Annotated in this window: 15 protein-coding genes, 3 rRNA genes and 1 riboswitch; of the genes, 17 read left to right on the forward strand and 1 reads right to left on the reverse strand. The window is 42.4% G+C overall.

Annotated elements, in window-relative coordinates; translation table 11 throughout:
• Positions 1 to 51 precede the first annotated feature (51 nt).
• The 16 genes from Q5794_RS01375 (at position 52) to purD (ending at position 18438) form a co-directional block, all read left to right on the forward strand.
• A 16S ribosomal RNA gene (locus Q5794_RS01375) occupies positions 52 to 1603 on the forward strand.
• 225 nt (positions 1604 to 1828) lie between these two features.
• Positions 1829 to 4764: ribosomal RNA gene (locus tag Q5794_RS01380) — 23S ribosomal RNA — on the forward strand.
• Positions 4765 to 4827: 63 nt separating this feature from the next.
• Positions 4828 to 4943 (forward strand): 5S ribosomal RNA (gene rrf / locus Q5794_RS01385).
• Together the 16S, 23S and 5S rRNA genes form the textbook arrangement of a ribosomal RNA operon.
• A 166-nt stretch (positions 4944 to 5109) precedes the next feature.
• Complete coding sequence (locus tag Q5794_RS01390) at positions 5110 to 5310, forward strand: NETI motif-containing protein (RefSeq protein ID WP_057240125.1); 201 nt, start codon at positions 5110 to 5112, stop codon at positions 5308 to 5310.
• Positions 5311 to 5394: 84 nt separating this feature from the next.
• Positions 5395 to 5496: riboswitch (purine riboswitch) on the forward strand.
• A 128-nt stretch (positions 5497 to 5624) separates the two neighbouring features.
• Positions 5625 to 6113: a 5-(carboxyamino)imidazole ribonucleotide mutase gene (gene purE, locus Q5794_RS01395; RefSeq protein WP_013055034.1), complete on the forward strand. Its 489-nt coding sequence runs from the start codon at positions 5625 to 5627 to the stop codon at positions 6111 to 6113.
• Positions 6106 to 7251 carry a 5-(carboxyamino)imidazole ribonucleotide synthase gene (purK, locus tag Q5794_RS01400; protein ID WP_192997790.1) on the forward strand — a complete coding sequence of 382 codons (1146 nt, stop codon included), beginning with the start codon at positions 6106 to 6108 and terminating at the stop codon, positions 7249 to 7251. Before purE ends, purK begins: the two co-directional genes overlap by 8 nt.
• Positions 7248 to 8540 carry an adenylosuccinate lyase gene (gene purB / locus Q5794_RS01405; RefSeq protein ID WP_013055036.1) on the forward strand — a complete coding sequence of 431 codons (1293 nt, stop codon included), beginning with the start codon at positions 7248 to 7250 and terminating at the stop codon, positions 8538 to 8540. Before purK ends, purB begins: the two co-directional genes overlap by 4 nt.
• A gap of 74 nt (positions 8541 to 8614) precedes the next feature.
• Positions 8615 to 9322 carry a phosphoribosylaminoimidazolesuccinocarboxamide synthase gene (purC, locus tag Q5794_RS01410; RefSeq protein WP_013055037.1) on the forward strand — a complete coding sequence of 236 codons (708 nt, stop codon included), beginning with the start codon at positions 8615 to 8617 and terminating at the stop codon, positions 9320 to 9322.
• Positions 9323 to 9329: 7 nt separating this feature from the next.
• A complete protein-coding gene (gene purS / locus Q5794_RS01415) occupies positions 9330 to 9581 on the forward strand; it encodes a phosphoribosylformylglycinamidine synthase subunit PurS (RefSeq protein ID WP_013055038.1) in 252 nt (83 codons plus the stop codon).
• The gene (gene purQ, locus Q5794_RS01420; protein ID WP_013055039.1) at positions 9578 to 10264 is read left to right on the forward strand and encodes a phosphoribosylformylglycinamidine synthase subunit PurQ; all 687 of its coding nucleotides are present in this window, start codon (positions 9578 to 9580) and stop codon (positions 10262 to 10264) included. The genes purS and purQ overlap by 4 nt, the downstream gene beginning before the upstream one ends.
• Complete coding sequence (gene purL, locus Q5794_RS01425; protein WP_214987538.1) at positions 10248 to 12479, forward strand: phosphoribosylformylglycinamidine synthase subunit PurL; 2232 nt, start codon at positions 10248 to 10250, stop codon at positions 12477 to 12479. Before purQ ends, purL begins: the two co-directional genes overlap by 17 nt.
• A complete protein-coding gene (purF, locus tag Q5794_RS01430; protein WP_013055041.1) occupies positions 12455 to 13870 on the forward strand; it encodes an amidophosphoribosyltransferase in 1416 nt (471 codons plus the stop codon). Before purL ends, purF begins: the two co-directional genes overlap by 25 nt.
• A gap of 26 nt (positions 13871 to 13896) precedes the next feature.
• On the forward strand, positions 13897 to 14934 hold the full coding sequence (gene purM / locus Q5794_RS01435) for a phosphoribosylformylglycinamidine cyclo-ligase (RefSeq protein WP_028412529.1): 1038 nt from the start codon (positions 13897 to 13899) through the stop codon (positions 14932 to 14934).
• The gene (gene purN, locus Q5794_RS01440; RefSeq protein ID WP_014461934.1) at positions 14931 to 15509 is read left to right on the forward strand and encodes a phosphoribosylglycinamide formyltransferase; all 579 of its coding nucleotides are present in this window, start codon (positions 14931 to 14933) and stop codon (positions 15507 to 15509) included. Before purM ends, purN begins: the two co-directional genes overlap by 4 nt.
• 102 nt (positions 15510 to 15611) lie before the next feature.
• Complete coding sequence (purH, locus tag Q5794_RS01445; RefSeq protein WP_328249391.1) at positions 15612 to 17150, forward strand: bifunctional phosphoribosylaminoimidazolecarboxamide formyltransferase/IMP cyclohydrolase; 1539 nt, start codon at positions 15612 to 15614, stop codon at positions 17148 to 17150.
• 13 nt (positions 17151 to 17163) lie between these two features.
• Entirely contained in the window at positions 17164 to 18438 is a 1275-nt protein-coding gene (purD, locus tag Q5794_RS01450; protein ID WP_374988599.1) for a phosphoribosylamine--glycine ligase, read from the forward strand.
• Between the two features lie 30 nt (positions 18439 to 18468).
• On the opposite strand, the gene Q5794_RS01455 is transcribed toward purD, so the two are convergent.
• Positions 18469 to 18726: a DUF2892 domain-containing protein gene (locus tag Q5794_RS01455; RefSeq protein WP_016762773.1), complete on the reverse strand. Its 258-nt coding sequence runs from the start codon at positions 18724 to 18726 to the stop codon at positions 18469 to 18471.
• Positions 18727 to 18828: 102 nt separating this feature from the next.
• Here Q5794_RS01455 and Q5794_RS01460 point away from each other — a divergent pair, with 102 nt between their 5' ends.
• On the forward strand, positions 18829 to 20577 hold the full coding sequence (locus Q5794_RS01460; RefSeq protein WP_192997793.1) for an adenine deaminase C-terminal domain-containing protein: 1749 nt from the start codon (positions 18829 to 18831) through the stop codon (positions 20575 to 20577).
• The last annotated feature ends 37 nt before the right edge of the window (positions 20578 to 20614 follow it).

Genomic DNA, 20614 nt, shown 5'->3' on the forward strand with positions numbered 1-20614 from the left:
GACAAACGTCAACGTTAATTTTTATTTTTTAAATTGAGCAAGTCAAACATTTCTTCGGAGAGTTTGATCCTGGCTCAGGATGAACGCTGGCGGCGTGCCTAATACATGCAAGTCGAGCGAACTGATTAGAAGCTTGCTTCTATGACGTTAGCGGCGGACGGGTGAGTAACACGTGGGCAACCTGCCTGTAAGACTGGGATAACTTCGGGAAACCGAAGCTAATACCGGATAGGATCTTCTCCTTCATGGGAGATGATTGAAAGATGGTTTCGACTATCACTTACAGATGGGCCCGCGGTGCATTAGCTAGTTGGTGAGGTAACGGCTCACCAAGGCAACGATGCATAGCCGACCTGAGAGGGTGATCGGCCACACTGGGACTGAGACACGGCCCAGACTCCTACGGGAGGCAGCAGTAGGGAATCTTCCGCAATGGACGAAAGTCTGACGGAGCAACGCCGCGTGAGTGATGAAGGCTTTCGGGTCGTAAAACTCTGTTGTTAGGGAAGAACAAGTACGAGAGTAACTGCTCGTACCTTGACGGTACCTAACCAGAAAGCCACGGCTAACTACGTGCCAGCAGCCGCGGTAATACGTAGGTGGCAAGCGTTATCCGGAATTATTGGGCGTAAAGCGCGCGCAGGCGGTTTCTTAAGTCTGATGTGAAAGCCCACGGCTCAACCGTGGAGGGTCATTGGAAACTGGGGAACTTGAGTGCAGAAGAGAAAAGCGGAATTCCACGTGTAGCGGTGAAATGCGTAGAGATGTGGAGGAACACCAGTGGCGAAGGCGGCTTTTTGGTCTGTAACTGACGCTGAGGCGCGAAAGCGTGGGGAGCAAACAGGATTAGATACCCTGGTAGTCCACGCCGTAAACGATGAGTGCTAAGTGTTAGAGGGTTTCCGCCCTTTAGTGCTGCAGCTAACGCATTAAGCACTCCGCCTGGGGAGTACGGTCGCAAGACTGAAACTCAAAGGAATTGACGGGGGCCCGCACAAGCGGTGGAGCATGTGGTTTAATTCGAAGCAACGCGAAGAACCTTACCAGGTCTTGACATCCTCTGACAACTCTAGAGATAGAGCGTTCCCCTTCGGGGGACAGAGTGACAGGTGGTGCATGGTTGTCGTCAGCTCGTGTCGTGAGATGTTGGGTTAAGTCCCGCAACGAGCGCAACCCTTGATCTTAGTTGCCAGCATTTAGTTGGGCACTCTAAGGTGACTGCCGGTGACAAACCGGAGGAAGGTGGGGATGACGTCAAATCATCATGCCCCTTATGACCTGGGCTACACACGTGCTACAATGGATGGTACAAAGGGCTGCAAGACCGCGAGGTCAAGCCAATCCCATAAAACCATTCTCAGTTCGGATTGTAGGCTGCAACTCGCCTACATGAAGCTGGAATCGCTAGTAATCGCGGATCAGCATGCCGCGGTGAATACGTTCCCGGGCCTTGTACACACCGCCCGTCACACCACGAGAGTTTGTAACACCCGAAGTCGGTGGAGTAACCGTAAGGAGCTAGCCGCCTAAGGTGGGACAGATGATTGGGGTGAAGTCGTAACAAGGTAGCCGTATCGGAAGGTGCGGCTGGATCACCTCCTTTCTAAGGATTTTTACATGACGTACGTTTTGACACTTTGTTCAGTTTTGAGAGTTCAATCTCTCAATTATAGAAAGCACACTACTTTCTTCTTATTAGATAAGAAGAATTTTGGTTGCGATTGTTCTTTGAAAACTAGATAACAGTAATTGCTGAGGAAAAGTGAAACTTTTCTTTAATCAAACCAATAAATAACACAACATTATGTTGTACCATTTATTCGCTAATGGTTAAGTTAGAAAGGGCGCACGGTGAATGCCTTGGCACTAGGAGCCGATGAAGGACGGGACTAACACCGATATGCTTCGGGGAGCTGTAAGTGAGCTTTGATCCGGAGATTTCCGAATGGGGAAACCCACTGTTCGTAATGGAGCAGTATCTTTATCTGAATACATAGGATATTGAAGGCAGACCCGGGGAACTGAAACATCTAAGTACCCGGAGGAAGAGAAAGCAAATGCGATTTCCTGAGTAGCGGCGAGCGAAACGGAATTAGCCCAAACCAAGAGGCTTGCCTCTTGGGGTTGTAGGACACTCTATACGGAGTTACAAAGGAACGAAGTAAATGAAGCGACCTGGAAAGGTCCGTCGAAGAAGGTAACAACCCTGTAGTTGAAACTTCGTTCCCTCTTGAGTGGATCCTGAGTACGGCGGAACACGTGAAATTCCGTCGGAAGCTGGGAGGACCATCTCCCAAGGCTAAATACTACCTAGTGACCGATAGTGAACCAGTACCGTGAGGGAAAGGTGAAAAGCACCCCGGAAGGGGAGTGAAAGAGATCCTGAAACCGTGTGCCTACAAGTAGTCAGAGCCCGTTAACGGGTGATGGCGTGCCTTTTGTAGAATGAACCGGCGAGTTACGATCCCATGCAAGGTTAAGCTGATAAGGCGGAGCCGTAGCGAAAGCGAGTCTGAATAGGGCGTTTAGTATGTGGTTGTAGACCCGAAACCAGGTGATCTACCCATGTCCAGGGTGAAGTTCAGGTAACACTGAATGGAGGCCCGAACCCACGCACGTTGAAAAGTGCGGGGATGAGGTGTGGGTAGCGGAGAAATTCCAATCGAACCTGGAGATAGCTGGTTCTCTCCGAAATAGCTTTAGGGCTAGCCTCATGTTGTAAGAGTCTTGGAGGTAGAGCACTGATTGGACTAGGGGCCCCCAACGGGTTACCGAATTCAGTCAAACTCCGAATGCCAAAGACTTATCCATGGGAGTCAGACTGCGAGTGATAAGATCCGTAGTCAAAAGGGAAACAGCCCAGACCACCAGCTAAGGTCCCCAAGTATACGTTAAGTGGAAAAGGATGTGGAGTTGCTTAGACAACCAGGATGTTGGCTTAGAAGCAGCCACCATTTAAAGAGTGCGTAATAGCTCACTGGTCGAGTGACTCTGCGCCGAAAATGTACCGGGGCTAAACGTATCACCGAAGCTGTGGATTGACATCTTAGATGTCAGTGGTAGGAGAGCGTTCTAAGTGCAGCGAAGTCAGACCGTAAGGACTGGTGGAGCGCTTAGAAGTGAGAATGCCGGTATGAGTAGCGAAAGACAAGTGAGAATCTTGTCCACCGAATGCCTAAGGTTTCCTGAGGAAGGCTCGTCCGCTCAGGGTTAGTCGGGACCTAAGCCGAGGCTGAAAAGCGTAGGCGATGGCCAACAGGTTGATATTCCTGTACCACCTCCCCGCCGTTTGAGTAATGGGGGGACGCAGTAGGATAGGGTAAGCGCGCTGCTGGATATGCGCGTTCAAGCAGTTAGGCTGATGAGTAGGCAAATCCGCTCATCATAAAGGCTGAGCTGTGATGACGAGGGAATTATAGTACCGAAGTTCCTGATTCCACACTGCCAAGAAAAGCCTCTAGCGAGGCGGGAGGTGCCCGTACCGCAAACCGACACAGGTAGGCGAGGAGAGAATCCTAAGGTGATCGAGAGAACTCTCGTTAAGGAACTCGGCAAAATGACCCCGTAACTTCGGGAGAAGGGGTGCTCTGGTAGGGTGTATAGCCCGAGAGAGCCGCAGTGAATAGGCCCAGGCGACTGTTTAGCAAAAACACAGGTCTCTGCGAAGCCGCAAGGCGAAGTATAGGGGCTGACGCCTGCCCGGTGCTGGAAGGTTAAGAGGAGGGGTTATCCTTTGGGAGAAGCTCTGAATCGAAGCCCCAGTAAACGGCGGCCGTAACTATAACGGTCCTAAGGTAGCGAAATTCCTTGTCGGGTAAGTTCCGACCCGCACGAAAGGCGTAACGATCTGGGCACTGTCTCAACGAGAGACTCGGTGAAATTATAGTACCTGTGAAGATGCAGGTTACCCGCGACAGGACGGAAAGACCCCGTGGAGCTTTACTGTAGCCTGATATTGAATTTTGGTACAGCTTGTACAGGATAGGTAGGAGCCTGAGAAACCGGAGCGCTAGCTTCGGTGGAGGCGTCGGTGGGATACTACCCTGGCTGTATTGAAATTCTAACCCGCGGCCCTGATCGGGCCGGGAGACAGTGTCAGGTGGGCAGTTTGACTGGGGCGGTCGCCTCCTAAAATGTAACGGAGGCGCCCAAAGGTTCCCTCAGAATGGTTGGAAATCATTCGTAGAGTGTAAAGGCACAAGGGAGCTTGACTGCGAGACCTACAAGTCGAGCAGGGACGAAAGTCGGGCTTAGTGATCCGGTGGTTCCGCATGGAAGGGCCATCGCTCAACGGATAAAAGCTACCCCGGGGATAACAGGCTTATCTCCCCCAAGAGTCCACATCGACGGGGAGGTTTGGCACCTCGATGTCGGCTCATCGCATCCTGGGGCTGTAGTCGGTCCCAAGGGTTGGGCTGTTCGCCCATTAAAGCGGTACGCGAGCTGGGTTCAGAACGTCGTGAGACAGTTCGGTCCCTATCCGTCGTGGGCGTAGGAAATTTGAGAGGAGCTGTCCTTAGTACGAGAGGACCGGGATGGACACACCGCTGGTGTACCAGTTGTCTTGCCAAAGGCATCGCTGGGTAGCTATGTGTGGACGGGATAAGTGCTGAAAGCATCTAAGCATGAAGCCCCCCTCAAGATGAGATTTCCCATAGCGCAAGCTAGTAAGATCCCTGAAAGATGATCAGGTTGATAGGTCAGAGGTGGAAGCGTGGCGACATGTGTAGCTGACTGATACTAATCGATCGAGGACTTAACCAAACTTTTAAAAGCGTAAGCTTTACTCAGCAAACTGTTACCTAGTTTTGAGAGAACAATCTCTTGTCTGGTGGCGATAGCGAAGAGGTCACACCCGTTCCCATACCGAACACGGAAGTTAAGCTCTTTAGCGCCAATGGTAGTTGGGACTTTGTCCCTGTGAGAGTAGGACGTTGCCAGGCCAATAAAAAGACTAGTCATTCAATGACTAGTCTTTTTTGTTTCTAAAAATTACAGCGTGAATTTAACTTTTAAATTATGTTACACTATAGTGGATTCATTTAATTTTTTATTATAAAAGTTCTTTTTGACGTTGTAAGAAACTTCTTTCGAACTGGAGGCTGCATTTTGGGTAAGAAATCAAAAAAAGTACTATACGAATTACAGGAAAATGAAACAATCGCAAGTTGTTTAGATCGGATGAAAAAAGATGGGTATATGCCCGTTCGACGCATGGAAAAGCCTATCTTTGAAGAAAAAGAAATAAATGGTAAAAAAGAGTACGTTCCAGTAAGACAACAGATTGTTTTCGAGGGCAAAAGTCTCTAAATACGAACATTTTAATGATAAAAATAGTAAACATTCGATTTTTGGGTTGACTTTTTTCTGGTTTGGCTGTTATTATTAAGTTGTCAATTGAGATATCCGAAACCTCATATAATAGTGGGAATATGGCCCACGAGTTTCTACCCGATGACCGTAAATCATTGGACTATGAGGAGAGTACAATTACTAAATAGGTAAACATGATTCCTTTTCAAAAGGAATGTTGATACATGAAACCTAGGGTAGTTGTGGCTTTCCTTTAGTGAGCCATAACGTACCCTAGGTTTTTTTATAACGTGAAAAAGGAGCTTTTATTCATGAATGTAAAAGTTGCTGTTGTAATGGGCAGTCAGTCAGACTGGAGCACTATGAAATATGCGTGTGACATTTTAGATGAATTAAATATTGAATATGAAAAGAAAGTTGTATCAGCACATCGAACGCCGGATTATATGTTTGAGTACGCTGAAACTGCTAAAGAACGAGGAATTAAAGTTATTATTGCTGGCGCTGGTGGCGCTGCTCACTTACCTGGTATGATTGCTGCAAAAACAATTTTACCTGTAATAGGTGTACCGGTTAAATCAAGTAACTTAAATGGTTTAGATTCACTTTTATCGATTGTTCAAATGCCAGGCGGCGTACCGGTAGCTACTGTAGCTATTGGAAAAGCTGGTTCTACGAACGCTGGCCTGCTAGCAGCACAAATCTTAGCAACACAGGATCCAACGCTAAGTGATCAACTTGAAAATCGTAGAGAGTCTATTAAATCATCTGTGTTAGAAAGTAGTGATCAACTTGTCTAATTTACTTATACCTCCTGGTAAAACAATTGGAATCGTGGGCGGTGGACAGCTAGGAAGAATGATTGCACTATCTGCTAAAGAAATGGGTTATTACATTGCAGTGCTTGAACCAACAGAAGATTCTCCTTGCGGTCAAGTAGCAGATATTAAAGTCATTGGCAACTATGATGATAGAAAAGCGGTTGAACAGCTTGCTGAAGTGTCAGATGTCATCACCTATGAATTTGAAAACGTTGATGTTGAGATGATGAAATGGCTAGAAACAAAATGCTACGTGCCACAGGGCAGTCATTTACTAGCCGTTACACAAAATCGTCGTTTAGAAAAAGAAATGATTACAAAGCTTAATCTAGACGTTCCTGATTACGCAATCGTTACGACTGAAGAAAAACTTTTAAAAGCTGTCGAAACAATTGGTTATCCATGTGTCGTAAAAACTTGCCGAGGCGGATATGACGGTAAAGGGCAAGTTCTAGTGAAAAATGAGAATAATATTCGTGAAGCAGCTGAACTATTAGCACAGTCGGAATGCATTGTAGAACAGTGGATGAACTTAGATAAAGAAGTATCAGTTATTGTACACCGCAATGCAAAAGGCGAAACGGTATGTTTACCAGTAGCTGAGAACATTCATAAGCATCATATTTTGCACCAAACGATTGTTCCGGCACGTATTACAGCAGATCAAGAAGCGAAAGCTCTTCAATATGCGCAAGAAATAGCAAAAGGATTAGATTTAGTTGGTACATTAGCAGTTGAGATGTTCCTAACTGAAGAAGGTCAGCTTTATATAAATGAAATGGCACCTAGACCTCATAATTCAGGTCATTATTCAATCAATGCTTGTGATCTTTCTCAATTTCAGCAGCATGTAAGAGCCATTTGTAACTGGACCCTAGCACAGCCGACTTTATTAAAACCTGCTGTTATGGTTAACCTATTAGGGGAACACATTGAGAACACAATGGCAAAAATCGAATGTTTAGATGATATGCACTTGCATTTGTACGGAAAAAAAGTTGCAAAAGAGAAGAGAAAAATGGGACATATCACGGTATTAGCTGATAAGATAGATGAGGCGATAGAAAAAGCCGAATCTCTAGGAATTTGGGAAAGAACGGAGGAAGTAACAACATGATTGAACGTTATACAAGACCAGAAATGGCAGCTATTTGGACAGAAGAAAATAAATTTAAAGCTTGGTTAGAAGTTGAAATTCTAGCTTGCGAAGCATGGTCAGAATTAGGACATATTCCGAAAGAAGATGTGAAGTTAATTCGTCAAAATGCATCTTTTGATATTAACCGCATCAATGAAATTGAACTAGAAACGCGTCATGACGTAGTAGCTTTCACTCGTGCAGTATCTGAAACGCTTGGTGAAGAGCGCAAGTGGGTACACTACGGTTTGACTTCAACTGACGTAGTTGATACAGCTCTATCTTATTTATTAAAGCAAGCTAATGAAATCTTGCTAAGTGACGTAGAGCGCTTTGTAGAAGTACTAAAGGAAAAAGCTCAAGAACATAAGTATACGGTTATGATGGGACGTACGCACGGTGTACACGCTGAGCCAACGACATTTGGTTTGAAAATGGGATTATGGTACGAAGAAATGAAGCGTAACCTAGAGCGGTTAAAACGTGCTGCAGCTGAAGTGGAATTCGGTAAAATGTCAGGAGCAGTTGGAACGTTCGCTAACATCGATCCTTTCGTTGAAAAATACGTATGTGAGAAGTTGGGAATTTCACCAGCACCAATCTCTACGCAAACATTACAGCGTGACCGTCATGCACACTATATGTCAGTACTAGCGTTAATTGCGACATCTATTGAGAAATTTGCAGTAGAAGTTCGCGGTCTTCAAAAGAGTGAAACACGTGAGGTTGAAGAGTACTTTGCAAAAGGTCAAAAAGGATCATCTGCAATGCCTCATAAACGTAATCCAATCGGTTCTGAGAACGTAACGGGACTTGCTCGCTTAATTCGCGGCTATATGGTTACAGCTTATGATAATGTACCGCTTTGGCATGAGCGTGACATCTCTCATTCATCGGCAGAGCGTGTCATCTTACCTGATGCAACGATTGCTTTAAATTACATGTTAAATCGTTTTGCAAACATTGTTAAAAACTTAACAGTATTCCCTGACAACATGAAGCGCAACATGGATCGTACACTAGGATTAATTTACTCACAGCGTGTACTGTTAACACTAATCAATAAAGGCATGGTACGCGAAGAAGCATACGACTTAGTACAGCCAAAAGCAATGGAAGCATGGGAAACGCAAGTTCCTTTCCGTTCTTTAATTGAAGGCGAAGAACGCATTACTCGCCACTTATCACCAGAAGAGATTGAAGATTGTTTCGATCATAAGCACCATTTAAAAAATGTAGATATGATTTTTGAACGTTTAGGTCTTTAATAAAAAAGGCAAGGCACGTCCTTGCCTTTATCTAAGAAAGTGTATCTGAATATTCTGTATGTAGAGGTGACAGCATGGAAAAGCAAGAGTTACTTTATGAAGGAAAAGCGAAAAAGATTTACGCTACTGATGAGCAAGATGTATTGTGGGTTGCTTATAAAAATGAAGCTACAGCATTCAACGGTCAGAAAAAAGCGGAGATTAGCGGAAAAGCACAGTTGAACAATCAAATTAGTAGTTTACTATTTTCAATGTTACATGAGCAAGGGATTACAACTCACTTTGTGAAGCAGCTTTCAGATCATGAACAAGCGGTTAAGAAAGTAGAAATTGTTCCGCTTGAAGTTGTTGTACGAAATGCTACAGCAGGAAGCCTTGCGAAGCGAATTGGCGTAGAAGAAGGTATTCGTTTTGAACAGCCAATCGTTGAACTTTACTACAAAGACGATGCGCTTGGGGATCCATTAATTCTTGCAGAACATGCGATTTTCCTTAAAGCTGCAACTCAAGAAGAGATTGATAGTTTAAAGGCACAAGCACTTCAAATCAACGAAATATTATCGAAATTTTTCAAAGATAAAGACATTTTCTTAGTGGATTTTAAATTAGAATTCGGCCGTACTTCTCAAGGCGACATTATTTTAGCAGATGAAATTTCACCTGACACTTGCCGCTTCTGGGATGTTCATACGAACGAAAAATTAGATAAAGATGTATTCCGCAGAGATTTAGGCGGTTTAACAGAAGCATATGAAAAAATCTTACAGCGAATCGGAGGATAACCCAACCATGTATAAAGTAAAAGTATTTGTCACATTAAGAGAAAGTGTATTAGACCCTCAAGGAGTAGCCGTTAAAAATTCATTGCACCGTATGTCTTATGAAGAAGTAGAAGAAGTACGCATCGGTAAATTTTTAGAGCTAACAATCGACAGCACAGATTCATTAGATGAACGCGTAAAAGAAATGTGTGAAAAGCTTTTAGTTAATACAGTAATTGAAGATTACCGTTACGAGGTTGAGGAGGTTGTCGTACAGTGAAATTTGCTGTAATTGTTTTTCCAGGATCAAACTGTGACGTCGATATGTATCATGCCATCAAAGATGAGCTTGGTGAAGAAGTAGATTACGTTTGGCACGATACAGAATCATTAGATCAATATGATGGTATCTTGCTTCCAGGTGGTTTCTCATATGGAGATTACCTTCGTTCAGGTGCTATCGCTCGCTTCTCAAATGTAATGGACGCTGTAAAGAAAGCAGCAAGCCAAGGAAAGCCAGTACTAGGTGTATGTAATGGATTCCAAATTTTATTAGAAGCAGGATTACTGCCAGGTGCTATGCGCCGTAATGAAAACTTAAAATTCATCTGTAAAACAGTGAATTTGAAAGTAGCTAATAATGAAACAATGTTTACAAATGCTTATGGCAAAGATGAAGTAATTGCTATTCCAGTGGCACACGGTGAAGGCAACTACTATTGTGATGAACACACGTTACAAAAATTGATTGAAAACAACCAGATTCTTTTCCAATACGCAGGTGATAATCCAAACGGAAGTCTTCAAGATATTGCAGGGATTACGAACGAAACAGGCAACGTATTAGGAATGATGCCTCACCCAGAAAGAGCGGTAAGCGATCTTTTAGGAAGCGCGGACGGACTTAAATTATTTCAATCAATCGTAAAGCAGTGGAGGGAACAAAATGTCGTTACTTCTTGAACCAAATGTAGAGCAAATTAAAGAACAAAAGTTATATCGAGACATGGGATTAACAGACGAAGAGTTTGCGAATGTAGAGCAACTGCTTGGTCGTACTCCTAATTATACAGAAACAGGCTTATTCTCTGTTATGTGGTCAGAGCACTGCAGTTATAAAAACTCTAAGCCTGTACTGAAAAAATTCCCTATCACGGGTGAAAAAGTATTACAAGGTCCTGGTGAAGGAGCTGGTATCGTTGATATTGGTGACAACCAAGCCGTTGTATTTAAAATCGAAAGTCATAACCATCCATCAGCGATTGAACCTTATCAAGGAGCAGCAACTGGTGTAGGTGGTATCATTCGTGACGTCTTTTCAATGGGAGCAAGACCGATTGCACTTTTAAACTCTTTGCGTTTTGGTGAATTAACATCTCCAAAGGTTCGTCATTTGTTTGAGGAAGTAGTAGCGGGAATCGCAGGTTACGGTAACTGTGTAGGAATCCCAACAGTAGGCGGAGAAATTCAGTTTGAAGCTTCATATGAAGGAAATCCGCTTGTTAACGCTATGTGTGTGGGTTTAATTAATCACGAAGACATTCAAAAAGGTCAAGCTAAAGGCGTTGGCAACACGGTTATGTACGTAGGAGCAAAAACGGGCCGCGACGGCATCCACGGCGCAACATTTGCTTCTGAAGAACTATCTGATCAGTCAGATGAAAAACGTCCTGCTGTACAAGTAGGAGATCCATTTATGGAAAAACTTCTTCTTGAAGCGTGCTTAGAACTTATCAAGTGTGACGCTCTAGTCGGTATTCAAGATATGGGTGCTGCGGGCTTAACAAGTTCTTCAGCAGAGATGGCAAGTAAAGCAGGTTCTGGTATTGAAATGAACCTTGATCTTGTACCTCAGCGTGAAACAGGTATGACGCCATATGAAATGATGCTTTCAGAATCTCAAGAGCGCATGCTCATCGTTGTTGAAAAAGGCCGTGAAAATGAAATCGTAGAAATCGTAGAAAAATACGGATTAGAAGCTGTTTCAGTTGGTCACGTAACCGACGATAAGCGCCTTCGTTTAACTCATAACGGAGAAGTAGTAGCAGATGTTCCTGTAGATGCATTAGCAGAAGATGCACCGGTATACCACAAGCCATCTCAAGAACCAGCATACTATCGTGAGTTCCAAGAGCAATCAGCATATGCTCCTACTGTTGAAAATCACAGTGATATGTTAGTAACACTTTTAAAACAGCCTACTATTGCAAACAAAGAGTGGGTTTACAACCAATATGACTATCAAGTACGTACAAACACAGTTGTATCTCCTGGATCTGATGCGGCGGTTGTTCGTGTACGTGATACAAATAAAGCATTAGCGATGACAACAGACTGTAACTCTCGCTATTTATACCTAGACCCAGAAGTAGGCGGCCGTATTGCAGTGGCAGAAGCTGCTCGTAACCTTGTATGTTCAGGTGCACAGCCTCTTGCAATTACAGACTGCTTAAACTTTGGTAACCCTGAAAAACCAGAAATCTTCTGGCAAATTGAAAAAGCAACAGACGGTATGAGCGACGCTTGCCGTGAGCTATCGACTCCGGTTATCGGCGGTAACGTATCTCTTTACAATGAAACAAAAGGTGAAGCAATTTACCCAACTCCTGTTATCGGAATGGTTGGTTTGATCGACGATATCAACCATATTACAACTCAATATGCGAAGCAAAAAGATGACTTAATCTATGTTATTGGTAAAGCTGAAGCAGAATTCGCAGGTACTGAGCTTCAAAAAGTACTAGAAAACGGTACGGTATTTGGGCATTCACCTAAATTAGATTTAGCAGTTGAAAAAACACGTCAAGATCAGCTTCTTCAAGCAATTCGTGAAGGTGCAGTTCAATCTGCTCACGATATTGCAGAAGGAGGATTCGCGGTAGCCCTAGCTGAAAAAGTGATGAACGGCAGCGGATTAGGTGTGGACGTAACGGTAGACGGCGAAGCAACAGCAGAGCTATTCAGTGAAACACAATCACGTTTTATCGTAACGGTTTCTCCAGAGAATAAAGAAAAATTCGAAATGCTTGTACAAGATGGAACATTAGTAGGACGCGTAACAGAAGACGCAACATTAACTGTTAAACATCAAGAAAATGTTCTTGTTCAATTATCAGTTGAAGAATTAACTACTGCTTGGAAAGGAGCGCTTCCATGCTTGCTGAAATCAAAGGCTTAAACGAAGAATGTGGCGTATTCGGTGTATGGGGACATGAAAATGCAAGCCAGATTGCTTATTACGGTTTGCATAGCTTGCAGCACCGCGGACAAGAAGGCGCTGGTATTGCTGTAACAGACGGAGAAAAAGTGACAGTAATGAAAGGTGTCGGTCTTGTTAACGAAGTATTTGGCCACGGAGAGTTAGAGCAACTAAACGGTAAAGCAGCAATTGGACACGTTCGTTATGCAACAGCTGGAGGGGGAGGGTTTGAAAATGTTCAACCCCTTCACTTCCGCTCTCATAGCGGAAGCCTTGCGTTAGCTCATAATGGAAACTTGGTTAATGCAAATGCATTAAAGCATCAGCTGGAAAACCAAGGGAGTATTTTTCAATCAACATCGGATACAGAAGTACTTGCTCATTTAATTAAACGAAGCGGCTATGAAGATATGAAAGATAAAGTAAAAAATGCTTTATCCATGGTTAAAGGCGCATACGCATTCGTTATCTTAACAGAAGATACGATGATGGTTGCACTTGATCCTCATGGATTGCGTCCGTTATCAATTGGGCGATTAGGTGATGCTTATGTAGTAGCTTCTGAAACATGTGCGTTTGATATTGTTGGAGCAGTTCATGAGCGTGATGTAGAGCCGGGTGAATTACTCATTATTAACGATGAAGGTATTCAATCAGAACGTTTCACATTAAACGTAAACCGCGCAATTTGCAGTATGGAATATATTTATTTCTCAAGACCAGATAGCAATATTGATGGAATCAATGTTCACTCTGCTCGTAAAAACCTTGGGAAACAACTTGCAGTTGAGTCACCGATTGAAGCAGACGTTGTAACAGGCGTTCCGGATTCGAGTATTTCAGCAGCGATCGGTTTTGCAGAACAGTCAGGAATTCCATACGAATTAGGTTTAATTAAGAATCGATACGTAGGCCGTACATTCATTCAGCCTTCACAAGAATTGCGTGAACAAGGTGTAAAAATGAAGCTGTCTCCTGTACGTAAAATTGTAGAGGGTAAACGTGTTGTCATGGTAGATGATTCTATCGTTCGCGGCACAACAAGCCGTCGCATTGTTCGGATGCTTCGAGAAGCAGGAGCAACTGAAGTACATGTACGCATCAGTTCACCCCCTATTAAAAATCCATGTTTTTATGGAATTGACACGTCGTCATCCTCTGAGCTAATTGCTGCTACGCGCTCTGTTGAAGAAATTCGTGAATTGATTGAAGCTGATTCACTTGTTTTCTTAAGCAACGAAGGGTTAGTAGATGCAATCGGCAGACAGTATGAAGGTAACGGCGGACAGTGTATGGCATGTTTCACTGGAAAGTATCCAACTGAAATTTATCCAGATACTGTACACCCTCATGAAAAGGTAACTTGTTAGTTTTAACGTAAAAAAGGAGTGACAACATGTCATATTCATATAAACAAGCTGGAGTTGACTTAGAAGCAGGATATGAAGCTGTTTCACGTATTAAAAAGCACGTAGAACGCACTGCTCGTGCAGGTATTATGGGAACAGTCGGCGGCTTTGGCGGAATGTTCGATTTATCTACATTGAATTTAAAAGAGCCTGTTCTTGTTTCTGGTACAGATGGAGTAGGAACAAAATTGAAACTTGCTTTTCAAATGGATAAGCATGACACAATTGGTGTGGATGCAGTGGCCATGTGTGTAAACGACGTTTTAGCACAAGGAGCAGAGCCTCTTTACTTCTTAGATTATATTGCTTGCGGGAAAGCAGTTCCTGAAAAAATTGAGTCGATTGTAAAAGGAATTGCAGACGGCTGTGAACAATCCAACTGTGCGTTAATTGGCGGAGAAACAGCTGAAATGCCAGGTTTATACGAAGAAGATGAATATGATCTTGCAGGGTTTACAGTAGGAGCAGTAGAAAAGTCAGAAATTATTACTGGAGATGAGATTAAAGCTGGACAGCTGTTGATCGGTATTTCATCTAGCGGTATTCACAGCAACGGCTACTCTCTTGTACGTAAAATCGTTGATGATCAAGGATTAAATCTTCACGAAACTTACGCTGGTTTTAATGAAAAGCTCGGAGTTGAGTTATTAACGCCAACAAAAATATACGTGAAGCCGGTCCTAAAAGCATTACATGCAGCTAAGATTGCAGGTATGGCTCATATTACTGGAGGCGGATTTGTTGAAAATATCCCTCGTATGCTTCCTGAAGGTTTAGGTGTAGAAATCGATTACGGTTCTTGGCCAATTCCATACGTGTTTGATTTCCTTGAAGAGCAAGGCAAGCTGGACCGTAAAGAAATGTTTGAAGTATTCAACATGGGAATCGGATTTGTTTTAGCTGTTGAACCTGAAGATATGAATAAAGTCATTGAAGCAATTGAAAACGAAGGCGAAAAAGCATTTGTTATCGGACGTGTAAAAGAAGGAACAGGTGTTGAATTTGCTGGAGGGACGTTTGCATGATAAATATTGCAGTGTTTGCTTCTGGAAACGGCAGTAACTTTCAATCCATCTACGAAGCAACTCAGTCAGGTCGATTAAAAGCAAATATTGCGCTTGTTGTTTGTAATAAACCGGATGCATACGTAATTGAACGAGCAAAAGCATGTGGAATACCATGCTTTGTTTGTTCGCCTAAAAACTATGAAAATAAAGAAGCGTATGAAGCAGCAATTCTTGCAGAGCTTACATCAGCTAAAGTAGAATTTCTTGTTTTAGCAGGATATATGCGATTAGTTGGTTCGACGTTGCTTAAGCCATACAAAAATCGTATTGTTAATATTCATCCGTCACTTTTACCTGCATTTCCTGGGATTGATGCTATTGGTCAAGCTTTTGATGCAGGAGTAAAAGTGATTGGAATTACCGTGCATTTTGTAGATGAAGGAATGGATACAGGGCCAATTATTGATCAGCAGGCTATTCGCATTGAAAAAGGCGATACAAGAGAAACCGTTGAGGCCCGCATTCATGAAATTGAACATCAATTTTATCCCGCGGTACTAAATGAATTATTTGAACAAGCCGCAGTTAAATAAATAGGATGTAACTTGTCAAAAAAGTTTTAATCCTTTACTATGGTAGAGTAGTAGTGAAAGAAAGATTTTAAATGAGAGATCGGATCAGGAGGAGTTTACAAAATGACAGCAAAACGCGCACTTATTAGCGTATCTGATAAAGAAGGTATTGTTTCATTTGCACAAGAATTAAAGGACTTAGGAGTAGAAATTATTTCAACTGGCGGTACAAAGCGTACCCTAGAAGAAAACGGCATTGACGTTATCGGAATTTCTGAAGTAACTGATTTCCCAGAAATTTTAGACGGCCGTTTAAAAACATTGCATCCTAACGTTCACGGTGCTTTATTAGCGTTACGCGATAATGAAGAGCATCAAGCACAAATGAAAGAGCATAATATCTCGCCAATCGACTTTGTAGTTGTAAACTTATATCCATTTAAAAAGACAATTGAAAAAGAGGATGTAACGCTTGCTGAAGCGATTGAGAATATTGACATCGGTGGACCTACAATGCTTCGTTCAGCTGCGAAAAACTATCGTTCTGTCTCAGTTGTAGTAGATCCAAGCGATTACGCAACCGTAGTAGAAGAGTTAAAAGCTGATGGCAATGTTTCATTTGAAACCAATCAACGATTAGCAGCAAAAGTATTCCGTCATACGGCAGCTTATGATGCATTAATCGCTGAATACTTAACAAACATTACAGGTGAAACAACTCCTGAGAAATTAACAGTAACGTATGAGCGTGTTCAAGGCTTACGATACGGAGAAAATCCTCACCAACAAGCTTCTTTCTATAAAAAGCCGTTAACACAAAAAGGTTCTATTGCAACAGCTACGCAGCTGCATGGAAAAGAGTTATCATACAATAATATCAACGATGCAAATGCAGCTCTTCAAATCGTAAAAGAATTCAAAGAGCCGGCTATCGTAGCGATCAAGCATATGAATCCTTGCGGTGTAGGTGTGGGTGAAACAATTGCTCAAGCTTATCAAAAAGCATACGAAGCGGATCCTACATCTATTTTTGGCGGCATCGTAGCAGCTAACCGTCCTATCGATCGTGAAACGGCTATTCAGTTAAAAGAAATTTTCTTAGAAATCATCATTGCTCCTGCGTTCGATCAAGAAGCATTAGATATATTAACAGCTAAGAAAAACCTTCGTTTACTAACGATAGAGCTTGATGAAAAAGCAGAAAAAGAAGCTTTCTTAACATCTGTAAAAGGCGGCGTTCTTGTTCAGGATGAAGATGTGTTCGGATTTGATGATGCAACGATTACTGTCCCAACGAAACGCGAGCCAACAGAAAAAGAGTGGGCAGATTTAAAATTAGCATGGAAAGTTGTTAAAAATGTTAAGTCTAATGCTATTGTACTTGCAAAAGATGACATGACAATCGGCGTAGGGGCTGGTCAAATGAATCGTGTAGGCGCTGCAAAAATTGCGATTGAACAAGCTGGTGAAAAAGCACAAGGTTCAGCTTTAGGTTCAGATGCGTTCTTCCCAATGGGGGACACAGTAGAAGCAGCAGCTAAAGCAGGAATCACAGCTATTATTCAGCCAGGCGGATCAATTCGTGATGAAGAGTCAATTGCAAAAGCAGATGAATACGGCATTGCAATGGTATTTACAGGCGTAAGACATTTTAAACATTAATGAGGTGAAGAACGTGAATGTTTTAGTTATTGGAAAAGGCGGAAGAGAGCATACAATTGCATGGAAAGCTTCAAAAAGTCTACTTGTTAACGAAGTGTTTGTAGCACCAGGAAATCCGGGCATGAGAGATGTGGCAACGATTGTACCAATCGATGAAAGCAGCCAAGAAGAGCTTGTGCTATTTGCAAAAGAAAACAAGATCGGATTAACAATTGTTGGACCAGAAAATCCGCTAATTGAAGGCATTGTTGATCGATTTGAACAAGAAGGTCTTCCAGTCTTTGGACCGCGCAAACAAGCAGCGATGATTGAAGGAAGCAAAAGCTTTGCAAAAGAGCTCATGAAAAAGTATGATATTCCAACCGCAGCGTATGAAACATTTACGTCTTACGAGGAAGCAAAAGCATATGTGGAAAAGCAAGGCGCTCCAATTGTTATTAAAGCAGACGGCTTAGCGGCTGGTAAAGGTGTAACTGTTGCTTTAACAGTGGAAGAAGCTGTAGATACATTACGTGATTTTCTAGTTGACCAAAAATTTAAAGAAGCAAGCGCAAAAGTAGTTGTAGAAGAATTTTTGGATGGTGAAGAATTTTCATTAATGGCATTTGTACGCGGTACAAATGTATATCCAATGGTAATTGCACAAGATCATAAGCGTGCTTTTGACGGCGATCAAGGACCGAACACAGGAGGCATGGGAGCTTACTCTCCTGTTCCGCAAATCAGTGATGCAGAAGTACAAGAGGCTGTAGAAAACATCTTACTTCCAATGGCTAAAGGATTAGCTGAAGAAGGCTGTGAGTATACAGGAATTCTATATGCTGGTCTGATTCAAACACAAAAAGGACCAAAAGTTATTGAATTTAATGCGCGTTTTGGAGATCCCGAAACACAGGTTGTACTGCCGCGTATGAAAAGCGATTTAGTCGATGTGCTTCTTCGCATTTTGAAAGAAGAAAAAGTAGAAATTGAATGGGATGATGAAGCGGCTATCGGAATCGTATTAGCAGCAGCAGGCTACCCAGAAGATTATCAAAAGGGTGCGCCAATTAACGGATTGGATGCGATTAGTGAAGACTCGCTTGTTTTCCACGCTGGTACAGCTTTAGAAAACGACACATACGTTTCAAACGGCGGCCGTGTTCTATTAGTAGGTGCTAAAGGAGCAACTCTTCAAGAAGCGCAGCAAGAAGTATACAAGCAAATGGCTCATATCGATGTAGAAAAAGGTTTTTTCTACCGCAAAGACATCGGCCATCGTGCATTAACAAAAGCAGCTTTAAAATAAAAAAGGAGAGCTCCGGCTCTCCTTTTTACCTTATGAAGGATTATACGTTTCTTCATTTCCATTTGGATGGTGTTCATGTTCATCATGTTTTTGACATGAATCATATGCGTACGTAAGAGGGCAAAAACGCGTGATGCCTTCTGCAACTTTTAAAGCTCCCATTAACCCTAAGAAGATGTATGAATCTTTGTACGGTCTGCGAGATAAACGAGATGTTGTCCAAGAAAGAAGGGTAAAGCCCAGTGTAAGTCGAATTAATGCGTTAACAATGCCGATATTTGGTTTCATGTTTTATCACCTTTATTCATAAAATTAATAACAGTTTCTGAATGCGTTTACATCACGGATGTGTTACGATAAAAATACATAGTAAATTAGGGGGAATTTAGCATGCCGGAACAAAGATACCGCTGGAAAAGCAAACATATTAGACAGCAGCTCTTAGTATTAAACGGTCAAAAAGCACCAACTATTGTCTTAAAAGATGCAACATATTTGAACGCTCGAATGAAGCAGTGGAAAAAAGCACATATTTGGGTTTACCAAGATCGTATTGTATACGTTGGCTCAGAGATGCCTAAGCACACAGACGCTTCTACAGAGATTATAGACTGCAGTGATAAATATGTGGTTCCTGGGTATATTGAGCCGCATGTTCACCCGTTTCAGTTATATAATCCCCAGACTTTTTCCCAATATGCAGCCAAGCACGGAACAACGACTTTATTTAATGATAATTTAATTCTCGCTTTACAGCTTGAACAAAAAACGGCATTTTCATTGATTGAAGAAATGAAAACGTTACCACAATCGCTGTACTGGTGGTGCAGATTTGATTCGCAGACGGAAATTGATGAAGAGGCTGACATCTTCTCACATACGAACATTACTTCTTGGCTACAAAATGAAGCTGTCTTACAAGGAGGCGAACTGACAAGTTGGCCGAAGCTTTTAGACGGAGATGATTTAATGCTTCACTGGGTTCAAGAGACAAAACGGATGAGAAAGCACATTGAAGGACATTTCCCGGGGGCGTCAGCATTTACCTTGGCAAAAATGAAATTGCTCGGGGCAGACAGCGATCATGAGTCTATGACGGGGGAAGATGTTGTTGCTCGGTTAACGCAAGGCTATGACGTTGCTTTGCGCCACTCTTCAATTCGGCCGGATTTGCCAAAATTGCTGCAGGGGTTAAAAGAGCTGCAGGTAGATTATTTTGACCATATTACGATGAATACAGACGGTTCTCCCCCTTCTTTTTACCAAAATGGCGTGTCAGATATGTTAATTACATTAGCTATTTCAGAAGGGGTTCCCGTGTTAGATGCTTATAATATGGTGTCTGTAAATATTGCTCGCTATTATAACATGGAACATTTGCACGGGCATGTAGCAACAGGCTGTGTGGCTAATATTAATATTTTAGAAGATCCTATGCGGCCTACTCCGGTCTCTGTGCTAGCAAAAGGAAAGTGGATGAAAAAAGAAGGAAAAGAACAAGCATTAGCCTCAGCAGAATTTCCTTGGGGAAAGTTTGGTTTTTCACCGTTAAAGTTGGACTTTGATTTAACGATGGATGATTTTCAATTTTCAATGCCAGTAGGCGTAAAAATGAAAAATGCTGTTATTATGGAGCCGTATTCAATTCACTTGAATGTGAGCGGAGATGTATTAGCCTCTGATCATGATGAAAGCTTTTTAGTGCTGGTGGACCGAGAAGGCAAGTGGCGGATCAATACACTGTTAAAAGGATTTGCGACAAATGTGTCGGGACTGGCGAGTTCATTTTCAAATACAGGTGATTTTATTTTAATTGGAAAATCGAAAAAAGATATGATGTGTGCATTTAAACGTATGAAAGAAATTGGAGGCGGTATTGTCATTACAGAAGATGAGAAAGTAGTATATGAACTGGATCTTCCGTTGAAAGGAGTCATGTCGAATCTGCCAATGGAGGAGTTAAGTAAACGAGAGGTAGAACTCAAGAAAGTGCTGGGTGAGCGAGGATACAAGCACGATGATCCTGTCTATTCACTGCTGTTCTTTTCGTCTACACATTTGCCTTATATTCGTATCACGCCAGTAGGAATTTATGATGTTATGAATAAAAAAGTACTTTTTCCGTCTATAATGCGTTAAAATATAAAAGTATCAAAGGAATTTGAAATTTGTATGA

It is taken from the genome of Priestia megaterium (assembly GCF_041941685.1).
GTDB classification, from domain to species: Bacteria; Bacillota; Bacilli; order Bacillales; family Bacillaceae_H; genus Priestia; species Priestia megaterium_C.